We start from the raw sequence: 14820 nt of genomic DNA on the forward strand, positions 1-14820 counted from the left end.
CTGTCGCCGGCCGGGTGCGGACGGCCCGTCCCGGCGGATCCATCAGACCGGAACCCCCGCGGTCCCGCATCAGGAGGCCACCCGCGCGCGGCCTTCCGCCGCTCCCGCTCACTCCGCCCGGGCCGCGGCCACCACCTCGGTCATCGTCGTCAGGAACCGCCGGGCCACCGCGAGCTCCGCATCCCCGAACACCCCCATCGCGGCGACCAGATCGGCGATCAGCCCGCCGAAGAAGCCCTGGCCGAGTTCGATCGCACGCTCTTCCACCAGCAGCCGCACCTTGCGCCGGTCCCCCGGATCGCGCTCGCGCCGGATCAGCCCGAGCCGCTCCAGCCGGTCGACCAGCCCGGTCGTCCCGGCCGAGTTCAGCCCCAGCGCCTCGCCGAGCCGCCCCGGCGTGACCACCGTCCCGGCCCGCGCGGCGTCCAGCAGGTGGATCAGCGCCCGCAGATCGGTCGGGTGCAGGCCGTTCCGCGCGGCGAACTCGGCCCCGAACAGGTCGAGTTCGACGGTCAGCCCGCGCAGCAGATGGACCAGCTGCATCGGCGTCCGCTCCGGCTCCACCGCTTCTCCTTCCCTCCGGGGTTCCCTGGACGTATTCTCTCGCTGAGCGAGATACATGCTCGCCGAGTGAGTACCTCGAACCCCGAGTACCTCGAACCCTGGGGGAAGACTATGTCCGCACACCCTGCCGCCCGCCCCGACCCCTCCCCCGCTGTTCCCCCCGGCACCCGCCTCGCCACCTTCCTCGCCGCCTACGACGAAGCCCTCGCCCGCTGGCCGCTCCCGGTCGAGACGCTCACCGTCCCCACCCCGTACGGCGCCACCCGGGTCAACGCCTGCGGTCCGCGCGAGGGCCACCCGCTCGTCCTGCTGCACGGCGGCGGCGCCACCGCCACCTGCTGGTCCGCCACCGCCGCCGCCCTCGCCGGAGCCGGCCACCGGGTACTCGCCGTCGACCTCGTCGGCGACCCGGGCCGCAGCACCCTCGACCGCCCCCGCCTCGGCGGCCTCCCCGACCTGCTCGGCTGGCTCGACGCCGTGCTCGACGGGCTGGGCGTGCCCGCCGCCGACCTGGCCGGCCACTCGTACGGCGGATGGATCGCCCTGCGGTACGCCCTGCACGCCCCCGCCCGGGTCCGCCGGCTCGCCCTGCTCGACCCGACCCAGTGCTTCACCGGCTTCCGGCCCGGCTACCTGCTGAGCGTCCTGCCGCTCCTCCTGCCGCCGCGCACCGCCGCCAAGGCCCGCGCCTACCTCGACCGGGAGAGCGGTGGCACCGGGCTCGACCCGGCCTGGCGCGAGCTCTACGCCCTCGGCTTCGCGGACTTCCCCGCCGCCCGCCCGGTCACCGGTCCCCGCCCGAGCGCGGCCGAACTGCGCACGCTGACCGCCCCCACCCTCGTCCTGCTCGCCGAACGCAGCCGCACCCACCAGGCCCACACGGTGGCCGCCCACGCCCGCCGGGCCCTGCCCGACGCGACCGTCACCGTCGTGCCCGGCGCCTCCCACCACACCCTGCTGACGGCCCACCCCGACGAGCTGAACCGCCACCTCACCGCCTTCCTGGCCCCCGACCGCCGCTGACCGGGCCCTGGATCACCGCAACCTCTCGGCAGCGCAATCAACCGGATGTGGAACCTGGAGCGGACCCGCACCATCGACGGGCCGCCCCTGGTCCAGTTCGCCACCAAACAAGTGCGGCTACTGCCTCGACCTGCCCCTGACCGTCCACCCCCGCTACGACAGCTCGTGGCACGGCGGCGTCCACGAGGGCTGCGACGACCACGTCCGGCGATTCGCCGACCGGGGCACGCCGACCCGCCGGCCCCGCACACTCCTTCCGGAGGGTGCGGGGCCCCAACCCGGTACGCGACCTAACGCCCCGCCAGCCCGGCGATCAGTGCGCCGAGGGCCACCTCCAGGTCACCGCAGCGCTCGCCCACGCCCACGAAGCCCACCTCCACCAGCACCCGGCCCAGCGCGGGCAGACGCTCGCGGTCCGCGGACTCGATGACGGTCCGCCGCTGACTCGGTTCGCGGGGCGGACTGACGGGGTGTTCGGAGAGCAACTCTCCGAGGACCAGCTGCCAGCAGGCGCGGAACGCGGTCAGCGCCCGCTCGGGCGACAGCCCGGCGGCCATGAGATCGGCGAGACAGGCGTCGTTGAACGCCAGCGCGTTCCGGGCGACCAGCTCGCCCCGGACCAGCACGGTCACCACCCAGGCGTGGCCGGCCAGGTAGTCGTGGGCACCGAGCAGTCGGCGCAGCAGCCGCTCCTGCGGCCCCGCGCCCGGGACGTCGACCGGCATGCCCTCCGCGATCTGCTCCAGGACGGCGATCAGCAGCGCTTCCCGGTCGGTCACGTGCCGGTACAGCGACGCGGGCGCCGTGCCGAGCTCGGTGGCGACGGCCCGCATGGTGAGCACGTCGATGCCGTCGCGCTCGATCACCCGGCGCCCGGCGGCGACCACCCCGGCCGTGGTCAGCCCGGGGCGGGGCCGCTTGCGGCCGTACTTGCCGCGCCCGGCCTCCGGCGGCTCCGGGCCGACCGGCCCGGCCGCCCCGTCCGCCCCGTTCGCCTCGTCCTCGCCGACGCCCGGCCGGCTGCTCCGTTCTGACACGCCGCCATCCTGCCATGCCTGCGCCAATCCGCCTCCGACCTGGACACTTGCACCACTCAATAAGTAAGGCTTACCTTACGCGAACAACGTTCGCACCGGAGGTCGCCATGCCCGAGTCCGCGCCGTCCCGCACCACCACCGCCACCGCCGCCCCACCCGGGTCCAGCACTCCCCGACCCACCGTCCGACCCACCACCGCCCGTGCCGGCCTGGTCCTGGTCACCGTCTCCGTCTGCCAGCTGATGGTCACCCTCGACGCCAGCATCGTGAACATCGCGCTCCCCGCCATGGGCGAGTCCCTGGGCTTCGCCGACAGCGCCCTGCCCTGGGTGGTCAACACCTACGCGCTGGCCTTCGGCGGACTGCTACTGCTCGGCGGCCGGATCGCCGACCTCGTCGGACACCGCCACGCGGTCCTTTCCGGCCTGGTGCTGTTCGGCCTCGCCTCGGTGCTCGGCGGGTTCGCGCAGACCCCCGCCCAGCTGATCGCGGCGCGGGCCGGCCAAGGCGTGGCGGCCGCCGTCCTGGCCCCGATCGGGCTGACGCTGATCATGGTGACCTTCGCCGAGGGTGCCGCCAGGGCGCGGGCCGTCGGCATCTGGTCGATGGTGACGGCGGGCGGCAGCGCGCTGGGCGTCCTGCTCGGCGGAGTGCTGACGGACCTGCTCGACTGGCGCTGGGTGTTCTTCGTCAACGCGCCGATCGTGCTCGCCGGCCTCGTGCTGGCCCTCCGTTCGGTGCCTGCCGTCCGACCGCCGCTCGCCGGCCGCCCGGACGTGCTCGGAGCCGTCCTCGGCACCGGCGCGATGACCGCCCTGGTCTACGGCCTGATGGAGACCGACCGCCACCCGTGGGGTTCGGTCCGGACGCTCGGCACGCTCGCCGCCGCCGTCCTGCTCGGCCTCCTCTTCCTGGTCTGGGAGGCGCGCATCGCCCGGGCGCCGATCGTCCGGCTGGGAGTGCTGCGGGCCCGGACGGCCTGGGTGTCGAGCCTGCTGGTCACACTGCTCGGCGCGGGCATGCTGGTCGGCTTCTACTTCTGCTCGCTGTTCCTGCAGAACGTCCTCGGCTACGGCCCGCTGGCGGCCGGCGCCGCGTTCCTGCCGTTCTGCGCCGGGACGGCGGCGGGCAGCATGGTCGCGGGACGCATCGTCGCCCGCTTCGGCGGCCGGGCCACGCTCACCGGCGCGCTTGTGCTCGCCGCGCTGGGGATCCTCTGGTTCGGCGGACTCGGCCTGGACTCCGACTATCTGACCGGCTTTGTCGGACCGTCCATCGTGACCAGCGTGGGCGTCGGCGTCTGCATGGTCGCCAACACCGCGATGGGCACCTCCGGCGTCGATCCCCGCGAGGCCGGACTGGTCAGCGGGCTGCTCAACGCCGGCCGCCAGTGCGGGGGCAGCATCGGGCTCGCCGTCCTGTCGACCGTCGCGGTCACCGCCACCCGCCGGGCCGCCGCGGACGGGGACGCCGCGCGGGCCGCCCTCGCCGCCGGCTACGACCACGCCTTCGTGGTCACCGCCGGGGTGCTCGGGTCGGCCGCCCTGCTCGCGCTGTTCTTCGTTCCGTCCCGCCCGCAGACGCCGGTCCGTCAGTAGATCAGGTATCCCGGCCGGTGCCCCTCGTCCTCGATCTCACCGTCGGCCTGGGCCTTCAGCTTTCGGGACAGCGCCTCCAGCGCGCGTGAGGCCGCGACCTCCTCGCCGATCCTGGCGAGCGGTCGGTCGTCCACGCTCCGGGTCGACTCCCCGCGCGCGGTGAGGCCCGGGGCCCGGGCGCCGGTCAGCCTCGCCTGGCATCCGGTGTGGACGCCGTCCTCCTCGAAGCTCAGCTCCACATCCCACTGGTTGTGCATGCCACACCTCCTGGCGCCGGTCCCCGTCGCGCCTGCTCGGGCCGGTACGGGCGGTGCCCGCGACGGGCCGCTCACACCAGCGTGCGCCCCCCGGCCCGACAGCGGCAACCGGGCACCGGGCCACCCCGTACGCCGCCACCCCGTACGCCGCCGCTACGGAGCGCGACCCGCCGGACGGCGCGGCTGCGCAGGTCGGCGCCCCACCCCGGCGGTAGGCTGGCCGCAACGCGCGCCGATGCCGCGGGACACCCCGCTCCGGATCGCCGGGCCGCACGGGCGGACCCTTCCGAGCCGCCACCCGTCCGAGGAGCCACCCCGGAGCGGAGCCGCCCCGGAAACCGGGCGGTGGTGCGGTGCGGTCAACAACCCTCGGGTGGTCCCTCCGTGGCGGTCTTCGTCCTGGCTCTGAGCGCCGCCTGCTTCCTGGGCCTCGGATTCGTCCTCCAGCAGCACGCGGCGCAGCGGGCCCCGCGTGCCGATCTGCTGCACTGGCGGCTGCTGCTCGACCTGTTGCGGATGCCGGAGTGGCTGCTCGGCACCGCCTTCATGGTCACCGGGCTGATCCTCTCCGCGCTCGCCCTCAACAAGGGCGAGGTCTCGCTCGTCGAACCGCTGCTCGCCACCAACCTCATCTTCGCGATGGCGCTCGCCCGGGTGCTGACCCGCCAGACGCTCGGGCGCTCCGGCTGGGCCGGGGTGCTGCTGCTCGCGCTCGGCGTGACGGCGTTCATCGTGGCCGGCCGCCCGACCGGCGGCGGCGCCCCGGCGAGCGAACTGCGGCACTGGCTGGTGGTCGGCACGGTGGTCGGGCTGACGCTGCTGCTGATCTCCACGGCCCGCCGGCTGCCGCTGTTCGAGGAGGCGACGGTGCTCGCCCTGGCCGCCGGCCTGCTCTACGGGCTGCAGGACGCGCTCACCCGCACCACCACCCAGCGGCTCGACCACCAGGGGCTGGACGCCGTGCTGCGCAGTTGGCAGCCGTACGCGGTGGTGGCGGCCGGGGTGGTCGGGCTGCTGCTGGTGCAGAGCGCCTTCGAGGCCGCACCGCTGCGGATGTCCCTGCCCGCGCTGACCGCCGCCCAGCCGATCACCGGGATCGCCTGCGCGGTCGGGTTCCTCGGCGACCGGCTCCGGGTCACCCCCGGTGCGCTGGCTTGGCAGGCGGCCGGCCTGGTGGCCATCGTCATCGGCGTGGTGGTCATCGGCCGCCACCCGGCCCTGCCCGGCACCGTCGGCGAGACGCTGGAGTCCATCGGCGAAGTCCCGGACGACGCCGTGGACAACGCCGTGGACGACCCGGCGCAGGCCCCGGACGCCGACCCGACCACCGATCGGCCCACCGACCCGACCGACCCCGATTGACCGACCGCAGGAGCCCCGATGTGCTGGAGTGCCCGGGCGGACCTCGCCGTCGGCGGCGCGGTGACCGCCGTCGGTGTGCTCTGCCTGGTCCGCGTCCGGCGTTCCGGCCGGTCCGAACGCCTGCCGCTCGCCGCGCTCCCGCTGGTGCTCGGCGTGCACCAGCTGATCGAGGCGGCCGTCTGGTTCGGCGCCGACGGTGACCTGCCCGCCGCCCCGGCCACCTGGGCCCGTACCGCCTGGGCGGTGATCGCCCTGCCCCTGCTCCCCCTCCTGGTACCCATCGGCGTCCGCCGCGCGGCGCTCGACGCCGGCCCCTCGCGACGGCGGCTGCTCACGGCGCTGGTCCTGCTCGGTCTGCTGGTCGCCGTGCCGCTGGCCCACGCCGTCGCCACCCATCCGGTCGACGCCACCGCCCACGCCCACACCCTCGACTACCGCATCGGCGTCCCGCATCCCGCCCTCCTCCTGGTCGGCTACCTCCTCGCCACCGTCGGCGCCCTGCTTGTCAGCGGCGACCGCCGACTGCGCCGCCTCGGCGTCGTCACCGGTGCCGGCGCCCTCGTCTGCGCCCTCCTCTGGCGGCTGGCCTTCATCTCCACCTGGTGCGCCCTCGCCGCCCTCGCCTCCGTCCTCCTCCTCCACTGGACGTCCACCCCCCACACCACCCACCCCCGACGGGGAGCCGTCAGCCCACCGGGCGGCGCCGCCACTCCAGGGGAGTGACCCGGGCGAGCCGCTCCGGATCGGTCTCGCCCTCCCCGTCGGCCTGCTCCACGACCCGCTCCCGCCACAACCGGCCAGCGCCTGTGCCTGTGCCTGTGCCGGAACCGAAGCCGGCGACCAGCCTCCCGCACGCGCCTCTCCCGTCGCCTCCGTCACTCCGCCGGGACCGCCACCGCCGCATCCGCCGGGGTGGGTCGCTTCTCTTCCGGGGCGCTGCTCGTGGTGGCGGCCGGGGTGCGGCCACGGGTGCGGTCCATCTCGCGCCACTCCGGTCGGAGGCCGGACAGGGTGGTGATGACGAAGTAGAGGCCGCCGCACACGAGCAGCACGGGTATGAGCCCCATCGTCGTCACGGTGGCGCCGGCCAGCAGGCCGCCGAGCGGGATCCCGGCCCAGGCGAGGGAGTCGCTGAGGGCGTTGACCCGCCCCAGCAGGTGGCGTGGCACCCGCTCGAAGAGGACGGCGCCGAGGATCGGGTTGAGGAATCCGGAGCCGAAACCGCTCACTACGAAGACGGCGACCACCACGCTCATCGGCACGTCCAGGGCCAGGACGACGAACCGCGGGGCCCCGCAGAGCAGAAAGCCGACGAAGAACACGGTGCGGCGTCGGAGCCGGTGGGCGACGGCCGCCGCGATCAAGCTGCCGGCCACCGCCGCGACCCCCCAGGCCGTCCCGGTCAGGCCGATCGCGGCGGGGCCGCCGCCCGACTCCCGGGCCCAGACCGGGACCAGCACCGTCAGGAACGCCGCGTCCAGGAGGTTGGTCAGTGCGATCGTCACGATGATCGTCAGCAGCAGCGGTTCACGCCGCAGGAACGCGAAGCCTTCTCGGAAGAGCTGCCAGTATCCGGCGGCGGGCCCGTCCTCCCCGGCCTCGGCCGGGGCCGGGGCCGGGGCCGGGGCCGGGGCCGGGGCCGGGACGGCGGCCCGGCCGGTCCCACGCGGCAGCGCGACGGCGATGGCGAGCGAGCCGAGCGCAAAGCCGATCGCATTGGCCGTCAGACCGGCCATCGGGCCGAGCAGGGCGACCAGCGCGCCGCCGACGGCCGGGCCCAGTGTGGTGGCCAGCCGCTCGATCACGCCGGCCAGGCCGGTGGCCCGCTCCAGCGGGACGCGGGCCCGGTCGGCCGCCTCGGGAACCATGACCTCCTTGGCGAGGTCCCCCGGGCCGCGGGCGGCGCCGATCACCGCGACCATGACCAGCAGCAGCCAGAACGGAAGCAGTCCCAGGCCGTGCAGCAGGGGCACCAGGCCGGCGGCGACGGCGCTCACCGCGTCCGTGGTCCAGGAGACGACCCGTGGACCGAGCCGGTCGATCACCGGGCCGGTGAACGCCTTGACCAGCACGTACGGCGCCAGTTCGACGAACGCGACCACACCGGTCATCGTGGCGCTGCCGGTGGTGGCGAGCACGAACCACGGCAGGGCGATGGCCGACACCCGGGTGCCGGTCAGCGAGATCGCCATCGCCGTCAGCACCCCGGCCAGCGGCCGCAGGCTGCGCGGCCCGACCTCCGGAACGGCGCCCGCGGAGGGAACCGCGGTCCGCGCGGTCATGATCGCCCCTCCGCCTCGTTCGCGTCCGCGCCGCTCTGCGGTTCCGGCAGCACCTGGACGACCACGGCGACCCGGTCCGTGCCCTCGGGAACGGGCGCCCCCGGGGTGATCCGGCGGTAGCGGGCTATCACCGCCGAGAGGTCTCCGGCCAGGGCCCGGGCCTCCTCCGGGGTGAGCTGAAGCACCATGTCGCTGAGGTCCAGCGCGTTCCGCCACTCGACCGGCATGGTCTCGTACGCGTTGAGCGCCGTCTGAGCGGTCAGGGTGTGCGCCGCCACGATCGAGCGCAGATAGCCGAGCGCCGCCTCGGGATCCTGCTCCGCGAGCTCGGTGTCGGTCCACCACGTCACCTGATGGACCGACTTCCACCAGCGGTCGCGGGCGTTGCCCCGCTCGGTGTCCTCGGCGACGAAGCCCGCGGCCGCGAGCTGGCGCAGGTGGTAGCTGGTCGCGCCGGAGTTCAGCCCCAGCTGTTCGGCCAGCCTGGTGGCGGTGGACGGGCCGTTCTTGCGCAGCAGCCCGATCAGCTGCACGCGCACGGGATGGGCCAGGGCCCGCAGGCCCTTGGCGTCGATCACGACATCGGTCTGCGGATCCGGGCCGTGCGGCCACCTGCGGTCATCGGTCATGGCAGCACCATAGAACCGCAAAGAACTCTTCGCAAAGGTTTTTTGCGAAGAACTCTTTGTGGATTCGAACAGGGCGCCGGCCGACGGCCGGGTCCGCACGGGCCGCCGTCAGTCCCGCGCGACCGTCAGCACCACCACCACCGTGAGCCCGCCACCGGGCGTCTGCTCCACCTCCAGCCGGCCCCCGGCCGACCTGACCAGGCCCGATATCGACGGACCCACCCGCTCGGACCCGCCCTCCGGCCCACCCGCACGCCCACCGCCCGCACCGCCGCCGTACGCCCTGCCGAACAGCCACCGCCGCGCCTCCGGCGGTTCCGACGAGCCCCGGTCGACCACCCGCAGCTCGACCCGGGCCGACTCCGCCGCCCACGGATCCGGCCCGCCGAAGACCTCCGCGAACTCCGCCCGGCCCCAACCGCCCGACCCGCCGGAAGCTCCCCGGCCGCCGGGCCGACCGGCCGGTCCCGGCAGCGCGTCGGCCCGCACCAGCACCCGCGTACCCGGCGGGTTGCGGCGGATCGCGTGGTCCACCAGCCCGGCCAGCGCCGCCTCCAGCCGCACCGAGTCGGCGACCACCACCGGCAGCCCCACCGGCACCCGCACGGTCACCGCCGACGCCCGGCCGCCGCCCCGCAGCACCCGCCCCACCAGCTCGGCCGGCTGCACGTGCCGCGCGTCCGGCACGCACCCACCGGCCCGGTCCGTCCAGCGCAACCGCTCCAGCTCCGGACGCGACAGCGGTTGCGGCCCGGCCATTCCGCCGGGCCCGGAACGCCCGTGACCACCGGCGGCCACCGTCGCGACCGCGCCGCCGAGCGCCCCCGCCCGACCGACCGGTTCCGGCCGCCCGCCCCCGCCGACCCCCTTGAGCAGCCGAGCGCCCGCCAGCGCCCCGGACCGCCCGAGCGGACCGAGGCCGCCCAGCGCCCGGGCGCCCGACGCGACGTAGCCCCAGAGCTTCCCGCCTGCCATCGTCCTGCCCCTCGTCCCGCGCGGACCGGATCCACCGCCTCCGCAGCGGCCCGGTGCGGGCCGTCTCCCCGGCCCTGGGCCAAGCCTGCGTCCCCGCCGCCCGGGTGACAATCCGGCTCTCGGGCCCCTGGGGGCACTGCCACCCCTCCGACCAGCGGGGCCGTCCCCCGCCGACCGTCGGGAGCACCACACCGGCGCGCGCCCTGCGCCGTGCGCCCCCAAAACCACTGCCCGCCGGTCTCCCGCGCCGCCGCCCACCCCGCCGCCCGGCCACCGCCGCATCGCCGCCGCCACCCTCGGGGTCCGGCCGACTCCGCCCGGCCCGCTCCGCCCGGCGAACCTAGACTGACCCCATGGCCCGGCTCAACGACAAGGTCAGGGAGCTGCTCCAGGAGTACGCCGACCTGATCTCGATCACCGGTGGCGACGGCTTCCGCGCCCGCGCCTACGAGAAGGCCGCCCGGGCGGTCGGCGGCCACCCCGACGACATCGACGGCCTGGACGTCAAGGGACTCCAGCAGATCCCGGGCGTCGGCAGGTCCACCGCCGAGAAGATCGCCGAGTACCTCGCCGACGGACGGATCGAGGCCCTGGAATCGCTCCGGGCCAAGATCCCGGCCGGCGTCCGCGCCATGATGTCCATTCCCGGCGTCGGCCCGAAGCGCGCCCTCGCCCTCTACCGCGACCTCGGCATCGCCTCCGTCGACGAGCTCGCCGAGGCGATCCGCGCCGACCGGCTGAGCGAGGTGCCCGGCCTGGGCGAGCGCAGCGGCGAGAAGATCCTGCACGGCATCGAGCTGATGCGGCAGTCCGGCGGCCGCACCCTGCTGGACACCGCGACCGGCCTGGCCGACCAGCTCGTCGCGGCACTGCGGGCCGTCCCCGGGTGCACCCGCTGCGCGTACGCGGGCTCGCTGCGCCGGATGCGCGAGACGGTCGGCGACATCGACGTGCTGGCCACCGCCGAGGACTCGGCGCCCCTGATGGCCGCGCTCACCGGACTCCCCTACGCGGCCGAGGTGATCGGCAGCGGGCCGACCAAGACCTCGGTGCGCACCACGGAGGGCATCCAGGTCGACCTGCGGGTGGTTCCCGAGGAGGACTGGGGCGCGGCGCTGGTGTACTTCACCGGCTCCAAGGCGCACAACATCAAGCTCCGGACGATGGCGGTCCGGGCCGGGCTGAAGCTCTCCGAGTACGGGCTGTTCGAGGCCGAGGGCGGCGCCAAGATCGTCTCGGCGAGCGAGGACGAGGTGTACGCGGCACTCGGCCTGCCGTGGATCGCGCCACCGCTGCGCGAGGACCGGGGCGAGATCGAGGCCGCCCTGCGCGGCGAACTGCCGGAGCTGGTGACCGAGGCGGACCTGCGCGGCGACCTGCACACCCACACCGACCTGACCGACGGCCTGGCCACCCTGGAGGAGATGATCGACACCGCGGCCGCCCGCGGCTACGCCTACTTCGCGGTCACCGACCACGCCCCCGACCTGGTGATGCAGCGGATGACCGACGAGAAGATGCTCGCCCAGCGCGAGCGGCTGCGCGAACTGGCGGGGCGTCACCGGCGGATGCGGCTGCTGCACGGTACCGAGCTGAACATCGGGCCGGACGGCACCGTGGACTGGCCGGCCGAGTTCCTGGCCGGATTCGACGTCTGCGTGGCGTCGGTCCACTCGCACTTCGGCGCGGACCGCGACGCCCAGACCCGCCGGCTGATCCGGGCCTGCGAGAACCCGCACGTGCACGTCATCGGCCACCTCACGACCCGGCGGATCGGCCGGCGCGGGCCGATCGACGTCGACCTGGACGCCGTGTTCGCGGCCGCCGCCCGGACCGGCACCGCCGTCGAGATCAACAGTTCGCCGCAGCGCCTCGACCTGCGCGACGAGGACGTGCTCCGGGCCAAGCGCCACGGCGTGAAGTTCGCGATCGACAGCGACGCGCACGCCACCCCGCACCTCGCCTACCCCCGGTACGGGATCGGCACGGCGCAGCGCGCCTGGCTGACCGCCGAGGACGTCATCAACACCTGGCCGTGGCAGCGCCTGAAGCGGTTCCTGCGCAAGGACGCGCTGCGCGACTGACCTGCCCGCCCGATTCGGGCTACTTGGGATGATTCAGGAGAAATCTTCCCGGAGCCTCTGGTGCATCCACCATCCCGGGCGCATCATGGTAGTGGACCTGCGGGGTCGTCGAGGAAGTTCGACCGCAGGAGGCAGTGGCGACAGATCGAGACGGATCAGGGTCTGCCGCTGGTACCTCGGTCGACGATCGAACCACATGGCCGGAGGACGTCACGTCCGGAGGCCAGCCTCCACCTCGCAGGTTCCGCGCGCCCCGCCACCGACCGCCGACCGCCGACCGTCAGCCGCGTCACTGCGCGGGCGGCACCGCGTAGCCCATCTCCCACGCGTGCACGGCGATGCCGACCCGGTTCTGCACCCCGAGCTTGCGCTGGATGCTGGCCACATGGGTCTTCACCGTGCCCGGGGAGATGAACAGCTCGGCGGCGATGTCCGCGTTGGTCCGCCCGGCCGCGACCTGGCCGGCGATCTCCACCTCGCGTTCGGTCAGCGGCGCCGCCGGAGCGGAGCGCCGGTCCACCCGCCGGGGCGCGGCCATGTGCCGCAGCAGCCGCACCGTGACGGACGGGCTGATCAGGCTCTCCCCGCCCGCCGCCGCGCGAACCGCCTCGGCCAGCAGTGCCGGACCGGAGCGCTTCAGCAGGAACCCGGAGGCCCCGTGCCGCAGCGCCGGGTAGACGTACTCGTCGAGGTCGAAGGTGGTCAGCACCACCACCCGCACCGGTGTCACCGCCCCCGGAGCGGCCAGCCGCCTGGTCAGCTCCAGCCCGTCCATCCGGGGCATCCGGATGTCCACCAGCGCGACGTCCGGGCGCAGTTCCGCCGCGAGTTCGAGCGCGGCGACCCCGTCGGCCGCCTCGCCGACCACGGCGATGTCGGGCTGGGCGTCCAGGATCCGCCGTACGCTCCGGCGCACGGCCTCCTGGTCGTCGGCGATCAGCGTGCGGATGGGTTCCGGGTTCGGACTCGTCACGCACGGCAGTCTCGCACGGCGGTGACAGACGGCGGTGACGCGCGCCGCTCCGAGAGGCCGGGACTCAGGCGGGCCCGGCGCCCTTGAGGTCGGTCTTCTTCCCGTCGCGCAGCACGGCCGTGTTCAACGGCACCTCGACGCGGAACCGCGCGTCGCAGTTGGCGAAACCCGAACAACTCGCCTCCAGGGTCAGCGTGTTCTCCTCCAGCACCCAGCTGCTCCGCTCCTTGCCGATCCCGTCCGCCTTGAACCACCGGGTCACCTTGACGTCCTGACGGTCCGCCGTGACCAGGTCGGTCGGCACGTGGTGCAGCGCGACGACGTTCAGGGTGCTGCCGCTGAACGTGAAGACCGTCGACTCGGGATCGGCGTCCCCCGCCTTGGCGCAGCCGGCGACGGCGGTCAGCAGAACGGTCACCGCCAAGGCCGCACCCGCGACGGGTATCCGGCCCGCGCCCGGCCCCGGCCGCCGTCCGGGCCCGAGGCGACGGCGACCTCGACGACCCCGGACGGAAGCCGGCGCGGCGACGGGCACGTCGAGCCGGTTCGGATCGGCGGGCACAACAGGTTCTGCGCGAACGGCGGGCACAACACGCACGGCGGGCACGGCGGGCACGGCGGTCATGGCGGCTTCTCCTTCGACGGGCGCGTCGGTCACGGCTACGAGCATCCCCTCCCGCCGCGCCGCCGCCATCTGCCGATCGGCAGATCTTCGGCCACCGATTTCCCCCGCCACCCCTGCCGATCGGCCTACCTGACGGGCAGTTCGCAGCCGGTCCGCCACCCCGCCGGCCGCAGCGGCCCCGCCTCCAGCGTGCCGCCGTGCGCGGCGAGCCGTTCGGCGAGCCCCACCAGCCCGGTACCGCCGCTGCCCGGACGCCGCCGGAGCAGGCCCCTGACCCCGGAGCCGCCCCCGCCGTCGTCGCTCACCGACACCACGACCGCGGCCACCACGCCCCCTCCGGCTCCCGGATCCCCGCCGCCGCCCGGCCGCACCTCCACCCGCACCACCGCCTCCCCGGCTCCTGGCGCGTGCCGCCGCACATTGGTCAGTGCCTCCAGCACCGCCGCGTACGCGGTGGCCTCGGCCTCCCCGGAGAGCTGGCCCACGGCCTCCGGCGCCGCCTCCAGCCGGGCCCGGGTCGGCCCGGTCGTGCCGAAACGTTCCACCAACTCCGGCAGGTCAGCCAGCCCGTACACCCGGGTCGCCCCCGGCGTGCACGCCCCGGCGTGCACGCCGCCCCCGTCCTCGCGCGGCTCCCGCAGCGCGCCCACCATCGCGTCCATCGAGTCCAGTGCCCGCAGCCCGGCCTCCTCCAGGCTGCGCAGCAGGGCCGCCGTCTCCTCCGGTGTCTGGCCCGGCAGCTGCCCGGCCTGCGCCTCCAGCACGATGCCGGTGATCTCGTGCGCCACGAAGTCGTGCAGCCCGCGCGCCACCTCCAAGCGCTGTTCGCGCCGGGCCCGGGAGACCGCCCGCTCGCGCCGCGCGTCCAGCACCCGCAGGTAGAGGCAGACCCCGACCACCACGGTCAGCGGAAGCAGCGAGAGCAGCACGGCAGCCAGCGAACCGGCCCAGGCCGCGCCCGGCGTCCGCAGGGTCCAGCGCAGCGGAACGGCCACCACCGCCGCGACCGCCAGCGTGCCGACCGCACCCGCCCACCGGCCGCGGGAGCGCCGCGCCACCCGCCCGGCGAGCACCACCAGCGCCGTCCACTCGAACGGCAGCCAGAACGCGGACAGCCGGTACGGGCCCGAGTAGGCGAGGTCGAGCAGCAGCGAGAGCGCCGCCACACCGCCCGCCGCCCCCGCGAGCGTCACCCGCCGCCACGGCCAGGGCAGCACGGCCGTCAGGACCACCACCGCGGCCAGGGACGCCAGGAGCAGCGCGGCCGCACGCTGCCCCGGGTGCGCCAGTACGACGGGCAGCAGGACGGCGCACGCCGCCACCACCCCCACGGGCCTGCGCAACCGCGCGCCGACAGCGGACGACGCACCGGGTGTGGACGGCACCGGGCCGGACTCGACAGGCATGGCTC

General features: G+C 75.1%; 14 protein-coding genes. 5 read left to right on the forward strand and 9 right to left on the reverse strand.

Going from position 1 to position 14820, the window contains the following annotated elements:
- Positions 1-108 precede the first annotated feature (108 nt).
- Positions 109-543 (reverse strand): MarR family transcriptional regulator, encoded by a 435-nt coding sequence (locus tag ACFVUH_RS22930; RefSeq protein ID WP_355369023.1) that lies wholly within the window; start codon positions 541-543, stop codon positions 109-111.
- Between the two features lie 132 nt (positions 544-675).
- Here ACFVUH_RS22930 and ACFVUH_RS22935 point away from each other — a divergent pair, with 132 nt between their 5' ends.
- Complete coding sequence (locus ACFVUH_RS22935; RefSeq protein ID WP_387915132.1) at positions 676-1587, forward strand: alpha/beta fold hydrolase; 912 nt, start codon at positions 676-678, stop codon at positions 1585-1587.
- Between the two features lie 290 nt (positions 1588-1877).
- Here ACFVUH_RS22935 and ACFVUH_RS22940 read toward each other — a convergent pair whose 3' ends face one another.
- Positions 1878-2624 carry a TetR/AcrR family transcriptional regulator gene (locus ACFVUH_RS22940; protein WP_387915133.1) on the reverse strand — a complete coding sequence of 249 codons (747 nt, stop codon included), beginning with the start codon at positions 2622-2624 and terminating at the stop codon, positions 1878-1880.
- A gap of 107 nt (positions 2625-2731) precedes the next feature.
- Between ACFVUH_RS22940 and ACFVUH_RS22945 the strand changes: the two genes are divergently transcribed.
- Complete coding sequence (locus ACFVUH_RS22945; protein ID WP_387915134.1) at positions 2732-4222, forward strand: MFS transporter; 1491 nt, start codon at positions 2732-2734, stop codon at positions 4220-4222.
- Here the strand turns inward: ACFVUH_RS22945 and ACFVUH_RS22950 are convergent.
- Positions 4216-4479: a dsRBD fold-containing protein gene (locus ACFVUH_RS22950; RefSeq protein WP_355368922.1), complete on the reverse strand. Its 264-nt coding sequence runs from the start codon at positions 4477-4479 to the stop codon at positions 4216-4218. The genes ACFVUH_RS22945 and ACFVUH_RS22950 overlap by 7 nt on opposite strands.
- Before the next feature lie 384 nt (positions 4480-4863).
- Here ACFVUH_RS22950 and ACFVUH_RS22955 point away from each other — a divergent pair, with 384 nt between their 5' ends.
- Positions 4864-5841 (forward strand): DMT family transporter, encoded by a 978-nt coding sequence (locus ACFVUH_RS22955; protein WP_387915135.1) that lies wholly within the window; start codon positions 4864-4866, stop codon positions 5839-5841.
- A gap of 18 nt (positions 5842-5859) precedes the next feature.
- The gene (locus ACFVUH_RS22960; protein WP_387915136.1) at positions 5860-6564 is read left to right on the forward strand and encodes a DUF6629 family protein; all 705 of its coding nucleotides are present in this window, start codon (positions 5860-5862) and stop codon (positions 6562-6564) included.
- Between the two features lie 152 nt (positions 6565-6716).
- Here the strand turns inward: ACFVUH_RS22960 and ACFVUH_RS22965 are convergent, their stop codons facing one another.
- The 3 genes from ACFVUH_RS22965 to ACFVUH_RS22975 form a co-directional block, all read right to left on the reverse strand.
- Positions 6717-8123, reverse strand: coding sequence for an MFS transporter (locus ACFVUH_RS22965; RefSeq protein ID WP_387915137.1), 1407 nt, complete (start codon positions 8121-8123; stop codon positions 6717-6719).
- Positions 8120-8752 carry a helix-turn-helix domain-containing protein gene (locus ACFVUH_RS22970; RefSeq protein WP_355368930.1) on the reverse strand — a complete coding sequence of 211 codons (633 nt, stop codon included), beginning with the start codon at positions 8750-8752 and terminating at the stop codon, positions 8120-8122. The genes ACFVUH_RS22965 and ACFVUH_RS22970 overlap by 4 nt, the downstream gene beginning before the upstream one ends.
- A 108-nt stretch (positions 8753-8860) precedes the next feature.
- Positions 8861-9727 (reverse strand): hypothetical protein, encoded by an 867-nt coding sequence (locus ACFVUH_RS22975; RefSeq protein WP_387915138.1) that lies wholly within the window; start codon positions 9725-9727, stop codon positions 8861-8863.
- 353 nt (positions 9728-10080) lie between these two features.
- Between ACFVUH_RS22975 and polX the strand changes: the two genes are divergently transcribed.
- Positions 10081-11811 (forward strand): DNA polymerase/3'-5' exonuclease PolX, encoded by a 1731-nt coding sequence (gene polX / locus ACFVUH_RS22980; RefSeq protein ID WP_387915139.1) that lies wholly within the window; start codon positions 10081-10083, stop codon positions 11809-11811.
- Between the two features lie 289 nt (positions 11812-12100).
- Here polX and ACFVUH_RS22985 read toward each other — a convergent pair whose 3' ends face one another.
- The 3 genes from ACFVUH_RS22985 to ACFVUH_RS22995 form a co-directional block, all read right to left on the reverse strand.
- The gene (locus tag ACFVUH_RS22985) at positions 12101-12784 is read right to left on the reverse strand and encodes a response regulator (RefSeq protein ID WP_387915140.1); all 684 of its coding nucleotides are present in this window, start codon (positions 12782-12784) and stop codon (positions 12101-12103) included.
- A gap of 64 nt (positions 12785-12848) precedes the next feature.
- Positions 12849-13202: a hypothetical protein gene (locus ACFVUH_RS22990; RefSeq protein ID WP_387915170.1), complete on the reverse strand. Its 354-nt coding sequence runs from the start codon at positions 13200-13202 to the stop codon at positions 12849-12851.
- Positions 13203-13534: 332 nt separating this feature from the next.
- Positions 13535-14815, reverse strand: a complete 1281-nt coding sequence (locus ACFVUH_RS22995; RefSeq protein ID WP_387915141.1) for a sensor histidine kinase — start codon at positions 14813-14815, stop codon at positions 13535-13537.
- Positions 14816-14820: the final 5 nt, after the last annotated feature.

The sequence above is a fragment of the Kitasatospora sp. NPDC058032 genome (assembly GCF_042885845.1).
Taxonomy (GTDB): Bacteria; Actinomycetota; Actinomycetes; order Streptomycetales; family Streptomycetaceae; genus Kitasatospora.

Bases quoted from the DNA above. Each gene is read 5' to 3' on its own strand.
- ACFVUH_RS22930 (WP_355369023.1), bottom strand. From the start codon at position 543: ATGCAGCTGGTCCATCTGCTGCGCGGGCTGACCGTCGAACTCGACCTG.
- ACFVUH_RS22935 (WP_387915132.1), top strand. From the start codon at position 676: ATGTCCGCACACCCTGCCGCCCGCCCCGACCCCTCCCCCGCTGTTCCC.
- ACFVUH_RS22945 (WP_387915134.1), top strand. From the start codon at position 2,732: ATGCCCGAGTCCGCGCCGTCCCGCACCACCACCGCCACCGCCGCCCCA.
- ACFVUH_RS22950 (WP_355368922.1), bottom strand. From the start codon at position 4,479: ATGCACAACCAGTGGGATGTGGAGCTGAGCTTCGAGGAGGACGGCGTC.
- ACFVUH_RS22960 (WP_387915136.1), top strand. From the start codon at position 5,860: ATGTGCTGGAGTGCCCGGGCGGACCTCGCCGTCGGCGGCGCGGTGACC.
- ACFVUH_RS22965 (WP_387915137.1), bottom strand. From the start codon at position 8,123: ATGACCGCGCGGACCGCGGTTCCCTCCGCGGGCGCCGTTCCGGAGGTC.
- ACFVUH_RS22970 (WP_355368930.1), bottom strand. From the start codon at position 8,752: ATGACCGATGACCGCAGGTGGCCGCACGGCCCGGATCCGCAGACCGAT.
- ACFVUH_RS22975 (WP_387915138.1), bottom strand. From the start codon at position 9,727: ATGGCAGGCGGGAAGCTCTGGGGCTACGTCGCGTCGGGCGCCCGGGCG.
- polX (WP_387915139.1), top strand. From the start codon at position 10,081: ATGGCCCGGCTCAACGACAAGGTCAGGGAGCTGCTCCAGGAGTACGCC.
- ACFVUH_RS22995 (WP_387915141.1), bottom strand. From the start codon at position 14,815: ATGCCTGTCGAGTCCGGCCCGGTGCCGTCCACACCCGGTGCGTCGTCC.